We start from the raw sequence: 9913 nt of genomic DNA on the forward strand, positions 1-9913 counted from the left end.
AAATACAGGAAGAAAAGCAAATGCTGCAGACTCTGAATACCAATGAGAGAAATATGCATAAACTGCTTCCCACCGCTAAAGAAGGCTTTTTATCCAATTTCATTTTGCAGGGCGCCTGCAGTGATTCTGACTATGATTTTTTTCATCAGATATTAATGAGCCAGGCAACGGACTGCCGCCTGATTGCTTTTCAATTAGAGAAAGAAAACACCTATTTATCCCAGTTTGCCTTAAGGAATATCAGCCAGGAAATATTAAGGGAGGATGCTTCCTTTTGTTCCGCAATCCTTTACGAACAAATCATACTTCTTACCACCCTGAATCCTTTGAATCATCTGATTGAAAAAATAAAATTGATAAAAGAAAAATTTGAATCCTTCTTCTCCATTCCCCTGCGTGCTGTCATCACGTCCAGCCGCACTTTCCGGGAATTGCCTGCCTTATATGACGAAGCTAAGGAAAGCCTGGTCTACTATTATTATCTGCCAGCCGATACGATCATGACTCCGGATATTACTCAAAAACTGTTGATTAAGCACCAAGGTGATTTTCAGTTTTCCAAAGAGAAACTGAAAAGCTGCCTTTCCACCGGCTCATTTGAAGATTCTGTAATCTACATTGACCTCTTCTTCCAGGGACTTCAAAATTCCATGTACCGGGTGGAGGACATGCAGAACCGCATTTTTGACTTATATCTGTTTCTTAAAAGCCTGAGCAAAAATGAAAATAAAATTCTGGATTATCAAAAACTAAGAAAACTGATATCCTTAGATACACTCTCTGACGCAAGAGTATTTATCCTGCATACCTTAGAACAGCTTGCTGCAGAGAATCAAAACTTTCTGCAGGATCACCAGAAAAGCATTGTGGAAACCATTATGAAACTCGTTGACGAACATATTTCAAACCCTTCTCTCAGTCTGAAATGGATCGCCCGAACGAAACTGTATATGAGTGAAGATTACCTGAGCAAATTATTTTCCAAAACAGCCGGAATGAAATTTACAAAGTATCTGACAGAGCAAAAAATAAATTTTGCAAAAAAATATTTGGAGGAAAACCCTGAGATCAAAGTTATTGAATTATGCGATGCACTTGGATTTGAAAATAATCCCACTTACCTGAGCACGCTATTTAAAAATCATACCGGGATGACACTTACTGATTACCGGAAGCAGTTACGAATACCACAGCACTGCAAACTTACCCAAAAATACAATTTAAATAAGGAGATCCAAGACCATGACCAGTGAAATTACCACCATCGACAGCTACATCGCCCAATACCCGCCAGAGATACAGGAAAAGCTAAATGCCATGCACAGCCACATCCGTGAATGTGCTCCGGACGCTTCCGAGAAAATCAGCTGGGGTATGCCAACCTTTGTATTACATGGGAATTTAGTTCATTTTGCCGCCAATAAACATCATTTAGGGTTTTATCCCGGTGAAAATGGCGTTGCCTGTTTTATGGAAAAATTATCGGAATACAAGTGCAGCAAAGGTGCGATTCAATTTCCTTATGATGAACCTCTGCCACTGGATCTTATAAGAGAGATTGTTGCATTCCGTATAAAGGAAAATACGGAATTATATGAAATAAAGAAGAATAAGAAAAAATCCAAATAAACTGCTGCATTAATTGCAAAAAGCGCTGTCCAATGACGAAAATCAAACTTCATTTTCTTCATCAGGCAGCGCCTTTTTCTTTTCTGATTAAAACTGTTTTATTCCACTACTACGCCTTTTTGCAGCATTACATTTGCGTAGAGTGCTTTTTCGCTGGTTGTAATAATTGCATAGACTTTTTTTGCTTCTTCATAAAATGCGAACCGCTCTATGTTGCCAACTGCCTTTTCGCCTCTGCCGTCATACTTTGCAACGATTTCTTTGTATGTATCCCAGATGGGGGTTTCCACATTGTCTCCAGCCATTACTTCCATCAGGTTCACTGGCTGTTCCACGTAAGTGTCCAGCGGCATGACCTTTAAAATGGCATCTAATATTTCAGGAACTCCGTGTCCGTCACAGCGAATCACGATAGCATTTTTACCCATGGATTCTGCCGGGAAATTGCCGTCGGAGATGATGATTCTGTCACTGTGTCCCATTTCACATAATACTTTTAATAGTTGCGGTGATAATATCTGTGGTATTCCTTTTAACATTTTACTGTCCTCCAGTTTTTATTTTTTTTACAAATACACCTGTTATCATTGGCACTGCGATTGCTGTGATTACCACTACTGCCGCAATCTGGGCAGCTGCTGACTCCACGTATGGCTGCCATGCCGGATCTGCAAGGGCAATTGCCGCCGGTACTCCGATGGCATTTGCTCCGGTTGCGCTGGCTGCAAGCCCTGCATATCCGGGACGGCGTGCAATGAATTTATCACAGAGAAAGGTAAATGCTCCGCCAATCCCCAAAACAATGATGCTTAATAAGATTCCTTCTATTCCGGCACTGGAAACATTTCTCAAATCAATGCCAGCCCCCAGGGTAAAGCCGATAAACGGCAGCAACATCTGTATCCCCGGCCTTAGAAATTCCCTTATGGTTTTGCTTATATTTCCTGCTAATATGCCAAATAGAAGAGGCATGACAGTGGCAATCAGTGAAACCGCCGAAAAGCCTGCTGCCCCCGATGCACCAAAAACAAGTAATGTGAGAAATGGTCCGTTGGTCAGTGACAGTGGTCCCACCACGGCTGCATCCGCCTCATCTCCATAAGCTGCAGTAAGGGAAAGATAAATACTGCCGTTGACATTTGTGATGGAACAAACTAATGCCAGTAGTGAAATTCCAAATATGCCATCCCTTCCCGCCTGACTTCCCACCAGCAGAATCCCCAGGTATCCCAGCAGAAACTTGGATACCAGCAGTGCTGCGCTCCGCCTTGCCACCAGCCCCAATTCTTTTATCCGAAGCTGGCTGCCAAGGCATAATAGCTGCACCCCCATAATTGTAATGGCTCCTTCATTGGAAAATGTGGCGGTGGTAAAAGAACCAATTTCTAATATGCCAGGGAAAAAAGTATGAATGATTATCCCTATGAACATAGGGATAATCATCAGACCTGCGGGTACTTTACTAAATACCTTCCATACCATATTCTATTTTACGATAAAGCCGTCTTCATCCCATAAGTCATGCCAGTCGTTGGCACCTTCCCATAAGAATACCTGACCTTTTACTAATCTGTTATTTCTCTCTAAAGTAGCGATGAGAGCCATTTCTTCCTCTGTTAAAGGATCTTCTGTTGTAAGTTTCAGGTTGCTTACGTATTCCGCTTCATGAATGGAAAATGGAATTGGAATCTGTCCTCTTTGTACTGCCCATTTCAAAGCAATTACAGCTGGATGGCAATTATGTGCTTTTGCAATGGAAAGCATTTCCGGTGTCTGGATATCTGCGATATCTTCCGGGCACATATCTCTTTCCGGTCTTGTTGGGGAACCGATTGGCATAAATCCGATTGGCTGTATTTCATGTGCAACCAGATAATCAAATAATTCCTGCTGCTGGAAACATGGATGGATTTCCATTTCACATGCAACCGGTTTGATTCTCAGTTTCGGAAGAACTGCTTCTAATTTGGGAATTGTCATATTGGAAATACCAATACTTTTGATTAAACCCTTCTCTACTAATTCTTCACATCTCTGATAAGTAGCCACAAATTCCTCTACGCTGAATGGTTTGGAATCCGGGTTACGGGAATCCACATCACAGTGAGGTGCATGGTAATTCGGGAATGGCCAGTGGATAAAGAATAAATCTATGTATCCGCATTTCAAATCTTCTATACTTTTTCTGCAGGACTCTTCTACCCGTTCATGCATGTCGTTCCATACTTTTGTCATAATGTAAAGATCCTTACGCTCTACCACGCCTTCGTCCAGTGCACTCTGGAATACTTCACCAATCTGATCTTCATTGCCATAGCATGCTGCACAGTCAAACATACGGTATCCGCAGCGGATAGCTCCTGCAACTGCAGCAGATACCTGCTCAGCAGAAAAGCGGTCAGAACCGAAAGTTCCCATTCCGATGCAGGGAATTTCTTCACCTGTGTAAAGTTTTCTTTTTGGTACAATTGCCGGATTAATAAAATTGCTCATGGTTGTTTCCTCCTATAATTATATTTTTTTAAATTTATTTAGTTATCATTTCTCTGCTGATCTCTGAATGTAATATCAGCTTTGTTGTTTCCTGTTTGTTATTCCTGGTGTTATTTCTTGTTTGTTATTCCTATTTATAATTTTCAGTTAGTTATTTCCTGTTTGCTATATCTTGTTTGTTATATCTTAATTCTTCACCCTTTTCTCATCAGACTTTTCAGGCTTTCATACAATTCCAGATACATCTCATAATTTTTCTGGTAGAGGCGGTGCTTTTCCATATCCGGCTCATGCCGTCTGGTAAGTTTTACAGTCATATGTACTGCTTCTTCAAAATCTTTGTAAACGCCTACACCAACTCCGGCGAGAATCACCGCACCTAATGTGGTAGCCGTATCAGAAGAAGGAACTACGATGGGCTTTCCTGTAATATCCGACTTGATCTGGGTCCACAGCAGAGAATTTGCGGAGCCTCCCATTGCCCTGAGTTCCTCTACTTTAGCTCCCGTATCTTCAGCTATATCCAAATTATGCTTTAATGAAAATGCAACTCCTTCCATCGCCGCTCTGACCATATGCCCCTTTGTCTTATTAAAATCCAGACCGTAATACACGCCTTTTGCATTCGGATCCCAGATAGGGGAACGTTCCCCCGCCATATAGGGAAGGAATACCACGCCATCGCTTCCCGGAGGCGTCTCCTGTGCAATTTCATTCAGCTGATCCAGGGACGATTTGCCCACTCTGTCCGCAATTTCCCGTTCATAGCCGGCAAACTCTTTTTCGAACCAGCGCATTACACCGCCGCCGCCCACGGTACCGCCCTGCAACAGCCATTGGCCGGGAACCACGTGAGCTCCCATGATCAGACGGGGATCAGCCGCATATTCCTCGATACAGATACTCATGCCCCCTGCCTGTCCCCCCTGTTCCTGGGTTTCTCCGACATGGATGACACCAGCTCCAAGTGTTCCGCACGCAGCGTCCAGACCGCCTGCAACTACAGGGGTTCCCACTGCCAGCCCCGTCTTCTCTGCCGCTTTTGAAGTTACGGTTCCCACTACCTGATGGCTGGGCACCAATTCCGGCAGGAAACTTCTGGGAATGCCCATCTTTTCACACATTTCATCATTCCAGCAGCCATTTTTCATATCATAACAATGTACCCCATAACCCTGTGACATATCATGGCTCAAGGCATCTGTCAAACGATATGCAATAAATGCATTTGACTGAAGTATCTTGTCAATGTTTTCGTACATTTGTGGAAGATTCTCTTTATACCACAAGATTTTTGCCGTCGTATATGACGGTTGGAGTGAATTTCCGGTAAGGGCAAAGATATTTTCTTCTCCGATTTCCCGGTTGATTCTGTCACAGATGTCCTGCGCCCTGGTATCCATCCATATGGGTGTATTTGCAAGCACATTTCCATCCTGATCAATTGGAATTGCAGACCAGCTCTGCCCGTCGATTCCCACCCCGGCAATCTCCTGTGCATCTATATGATTTCTTTCCAACAATGTTTTTATCGTCTCACATACTGCAGCCCACCACTCATCGGGATTTTGCTCCGCCCAGCCGGGCTGTGGATAATAGACGGGATAATCGCCGGTACCTGCTGCAATAACCGTGCCGTTTTTTTCAAACACTGCAATCTTGCAGGCACTCGTACCGATATCAATTCCCAATAATAATTGTCCCATACATGACCTCCTTGCGGCTGTCTGCGCCGCTTTTCCTGGTACAGCACTGTACCGGTATTTCATTTCATGCAATACTTATCAAATACCATTGATTGCCTTTTCTTATATTATAGATTTTTCAGCCGCAAATACAAGAGAATAAATAGACAGAACAAACCAATATATGTCGCATTATCGAATATTTCTTGACTTTAAAATTTGTTACTGGTACTATGAACGAAAAAGAAGCTGACAAGGCGGGAAATCATTATGCGAACGGTATATACGGATATAAACATTAAATTTTCAATAGAAGACACTACCTTCCATGTGCTGAATATTGTATTTGAACGTTTTTTGCGCTCCATGCCGAAACACAGTCATGGCAGCAACAGCTATGAACTGCACTATATCCCTTATGGACACGGAAAAGTAAATATTGATAACACCCTCTATGATGTAGAACCTAATACCCTGTATATGACTGGTCCCCACGTGGAACATGAGCAGATTCCCATTAAAGACGATCCCATGACCGAATACTGCATCTACTTTAAAATTAACAAAGCTCCCTCTTCATACGGATCTATGGGAAATGCGGATTCTATCACGGAGCAGTTTCAAAAAACGAAATTCTGGTTCGGAAAAGACTCACAGGATATCTATCACCTGATGCAGCAGATATTTTATGAGTTGGAAAATAAGTATACCGGTTATATCACACAGGTGGAAACACTGCTGCAGCAATGCATTGTAAAAGTGGTTCGAAACTATGAAAACAAGAAGGAATCCAGGGCACATTTTTCACCTTCCAATCTGGTAGACAGCAAATATCTCATTGTGGAAGAATGCTTCTTATATGACTATGAATCCTTAACTCTTGAAAATCTCGCAATCCGTCTGGGACTGAGCACCAGGCAGACTGAGCGGTTTTTAAAAGATTATTACGGCAAAACATTTACCCAGAAAAAAAGTGAGGCCAAGATGTCTATGGCTAAGATCCTGTTATCCGATGAAACCCTGAGTATTTCAGAGGTTGCCAATCGGTTAAATTATTCTTCCGTTGAACATTTTTCCTATGCTTTTAAATTGTTTTATGGGATAACGGCGAGGCAGTATCGTAAAAACATCTAAAAAGCACACGCTTCCGGCACACTTTCAGTTTGCATAAAAGTTTATTCAAAAACAAGATGCAAGAAAGCAAAATAGGTGCTATAATACAGCTATCAAGAAACTAATTCAAGATGAAATTGCAGGTAAATATATATATGAAAAAATATAAATTGCTTAATTATGCACCCAGATTCTTACTAATAATTTTATTATTTATATCTGTAATATTTTTAATGAATAACGTTCAAAATTTATTGAATTCCGATGTAAAAATTAATTTAACGGAAATTGTGACGCAAAACAAAGATGTTATAACCCGTAAGCTTAACATGGAAGTGAATGATCTGGATTCTACATCAACCCAGATAGCCAATATTCTCAGCAGCGGGAAGACCATTGACAATGACAGTATATTCAAAGCCTTTTTAGCCAGCGTTGCCAATTATGAAAAGAATGATATGTTTGTTGCCGGTACGGACGGAGCAGCATATTTTAAAGATGGCAGTACGCTGAATATTTCAGGCCGGCAATATTACAAGTTAGCCCTGCAGGATCTCCACAATATATCTGACCGCCTGGTATCCAGACAGGACGGGGAAGAAATTTTTGTAATCAGTGTTCCGCTGAAGTGTAACGGAGAAATTATAGGATCGCTCCAGAAATTTTTTACACCAGAGGAAATGTATGATATATGCTCCATTTCTTTATTTTCAGAAGAAGGTTATATGTATATCATAAATAAAGAAGGCTACATATTAATCAGTTCCCGGCAGGATGCATACAGCCAGGAAAATGAAAACTATTTAAGGATGATTTACGCCCAGGGCAATGAGAAAGAATCTGTCCAGCTTCAGGATGATATTCAGAATCAGCAATCCGGTTTTATGGAGACTACGGTAGATGGGAAGAAGACGTTCTCCGCTTATACACCCATTGAAGACATCCATGACTGGTATCTGATTTCCAGCGTTTCTACGGAAGCGGTATCTCCCAATGCCAACATCGTGATAAAAATGTTCTATCTGATCCTTTCTGTTGTGGTTATTATATTTGGATTAAGTCTATTCTTTTTCCTGTCTTATAAAAACAAACAGAAATCACATTTGGAGCAGATTGCTTTTGTTGACAGTGTCACCCGTGGAAATACCTTTACCAAATTTACGGTAGACCTGAAGGAAGCACTTCGGGAACATACTGACAAACAGCTCTATCTGCTGAAATTTGATATTGATAACTTTAAATATGTAAATAATTTTTATGGTTTTGATGTGGGTGACCGCATGCTTTTCCAGATTAACAAAACCATCGAAAGCAAGCTGCTGCCCGGAGAGAGTATTGCCCGAATTTCCGGTGATCACTTTGTAATACTCCTGGAAGATGTGTCGGAACAGCGTCTGGAAAATCTTCTCGAATTTCCGGAAAATGAAGAAGAAATTACGATTTACATAACAGCCGGAATTTATGCTATAACGGACTACAGTGAAAGCATTAACCTGATGGTGGATAAGGCGAGCACTGCCGCCCAGACTGCAAAGGGGACACTTGATAAAAAGGTGATCTACTATTCTGAAAATTTCGACCAGCAGATGATCCGCAATGAACAAATGAAGCGGTCCATCAAGCAGGCATTTGCCAAACACGAAATGATTCCCTTCTTTCAGCCAAAGGTTGATATCCTCACTGGCAGGCTGGTGGGGGCAGAGGCTCTGGCACGCTGGTTAAAGGACGGAAAATTGATTCCACCTTTTGAATTTATCCCTCTATGTGAAAAAACGGGATTAATTATGGATTTGGATATGGCTATATTTGAACAGACCCTGCGTTTTATTAAAAAGCATTTAGATCAGGGAATTAACTGTGTTCCCATCTCCGTAAACTTTTCCAGGCTTCACTTAGTAGACAGTCATTTCCTGGAAAAAATCGTGGATAAAATACATGAATACGGGATACCGGCTAATCTTCTCGAAGTGGAACTGACAGAAAGTGCCATCTTTGATAATTATGAAGTTATATCCAAGTTTATAGACAAGTTGCATACAGAAGGTTTCCTTATTTCCATGGATGATTTTGGCTCCGGTTATTCATCCCTGAATATGCTTAAGGATATCTCTATTGATACACTGAAGATTGATAAGGATTTCTTAAATAAAACAACGAATAGTGAACGCCAGCGGATCATATTCTCTGCTGTCGCACAAATGGCAAATCAATTAAAGATAAATGTAGTTGTTGAGGGTGTGGAAACACTGGAAAATATTTCTCTTATGAAAGAAGTGGGATGCTTTGTCGCCCAGGGATACTATTATTCGAAACCAGTAGATGAAAGTACATTTGATAAAATGTATCAGGAGGGAGTCCTATGTTAAAAAAGGTTCTGTATTTTTTGTGTGCAGCAGGTTTGTCTTTAAGCTTAGCAGGATGTAACCAATCGAATAAAGAAGTAAAAATCGGTGTTTCTTTCGGTGTTGGCCAGGCCACCAGATGGGTACAGGAAAAGGGTTATATGGAAGAACGGGCGAAAGAACTTGGTGTTCCTATTGAAGTCCGTCTGAATACAACGGATGAGCCGAAAACCCAGACAGAAGACTGTATCGAAATGATTGACAGCGGTATCGACGTCTTAATTCTCACTCCAAGGGATGTTAATAATGTAAAAGAAATACTGGAATACGCCAAAGAAAAAAAAGTGAAAGTCGTCAATTATGCCCGTGTAGCCTTAGGAGAACAGATTGATTTGTTTGTGGGATATGACTGTGGCAAGATCGGGCAGACCTTAGGTCAGTACCTTGCAGAAACGGCGGATCATGGAGACTACATCATACTGGAAGGCGACCTTGGCGATCACAATGCGGTTCTTCTGTACGAAGGAGCAATGAGGTACATTTCTCCTCTGGGAAATGATATCAATATTATTCTGGATAAAGATGTCCCGGGCTGGTCAGCTGATGAAGCCAAAAAGATGGTTCTGGAAGCGATTCAGGCTAACGGTAATA

The 9913-nt window shown here is 41.4% G+C and carries 9 protein-coding genes; 5 read left to right on the top strand and 4 right to left on the bottom strand.

The window, feature by feature from the left end; all coding sequences use genetic code 11:
* Both ACH2DQ_RS09375 and ACH2DQ_RS09380 read left to right on the top strand, forming a co-directional pair.
* A partial coding sequence (locus ACH2DQ_RS09375) for a helix-turn-helix transcriptional regulator (protein ID WP_395026509.1) occupies nucleotides 1-1253 on the top strand: 1253 nt, incomplete at its 5' end.
* On the top strand, nucleotides 1243-1629 hold the full coding sequence (locus tag ACH2DQ_RS09380) for an iron chaperone (protein WP_394914612.1): 387 nt from the start codon (nucleotides 1243-1245) through the stop codon (nucleotides 1627-1629). The genes ACH2DQ_RS09375 and ACH2DQ_RS09380, both read left to right, overlap by 11 nt.
* A gap of 98 nt (nucleotides 1630-1727) precedes the next feature.
* Here the strand turns inward: ACH2DQ_RS09380 and ACH2DQ_RS09385 are convergent, their stop codons facing one another.
* The 4 genes from ACH2DQ_RS09385 to xylB all read right to left on the bottom strand — a co-directional run bounded on the left by ACH2DQ_RS09385 (nucleotide 1728) and on the right by xylB (nucleotide 5828).
* Nucleotides 1728-2168: an RbsD/FucU family protein gene (locus tag ACH2DQ_RS09385; protein ID WP_394914611.1), complete on the bottom strand. Its 441-nt coding sequence runs from the start codon at nucleotides 2166-2168 to the stop codon at nucleotides 1728-1730.
* A gap of 1 nt (nucleotide 2169) precedes the next feature.
* Nucleotides 2170-3111 (bottom strand): 2-keto-3-deoxygluconate permease, encoded by a 942-nt coding sequence (locus ACH2DQ_RS09390; RefSeq protein WP_394914610.1) that lies wholly within the window; start codon nucleotides 3109-3111, stop codon nucleotides 2170-2172.
* Between the two features lie 3 nt (nucleotides 3112-3114).
* Nucleotides 3115-4122: an aldo/keto reductase family protein gene (locus ACH2DQ_RS09395; RefSeq protein ID WP_394914609.1), complete on the bottom strand. Its 1008-nt coding sequence runs from the start codon at nucleotides 4120-4122 to the stop codon at nucleotides 3115-3117.
* Nucleotides 4123-4316: 194 nt separating this feature from the next.
* A complete protein-coding gene (gene xylB, locus ACH2DQ_RS09400) occupies nucleotides 4317-5828 on the bottom strand; it encodes a xylulokinase (RefSeq protein ID WP_394914608.1) in 1512 nt (503 codons plus the stop codon).
* Nucleotides 5829-6077: 249 nt separating this feature from the next.
* On the opposite strand from xylB, the gene ACH2DQ_RS09405 reads away from it, so the two are divergent.
* The 3 genes from ACH2DQ_RS09405 to ACH2DQ_RS09415 form a co-directional block, all read left to right on the top strand.
* A complete protein-coding gene (locus ACH2DQ_RS09405; RefSeq protein ID WP_394914607.1) occupies nucleotides 6078-6941 on the top strand; it encodes an AraC family transcriptional regulator in 864 nt (287 codons plus the stop codon).
* Between the two features lie 269 nt (nucleotides 6942-7210).
* Complete coding sequence (locus ACH2DQ_RS09410) at nucleotides 7211-9286, top strand: EAL domain-containing protein (protein WP_395026512.1); 2076 nt, start codon at nucleotides 7211-7213, stop codon at nucleotides 9284-9286.
* A partial coding sequence (locus ACH2DQ_RS09415; protein WP_395026514.1) for a substrate-binding domain-containing protein occupies nucleotides 9280-9913 on the top strand: 634 nt, incomplete at its 3' end. The genes ACH2DQ_RS09410 and ACH2DQ_RS09415, both read left to right, overlap by 7 nt.

The organism is Robinsoniella sp., from assembly GCF_034124845.1.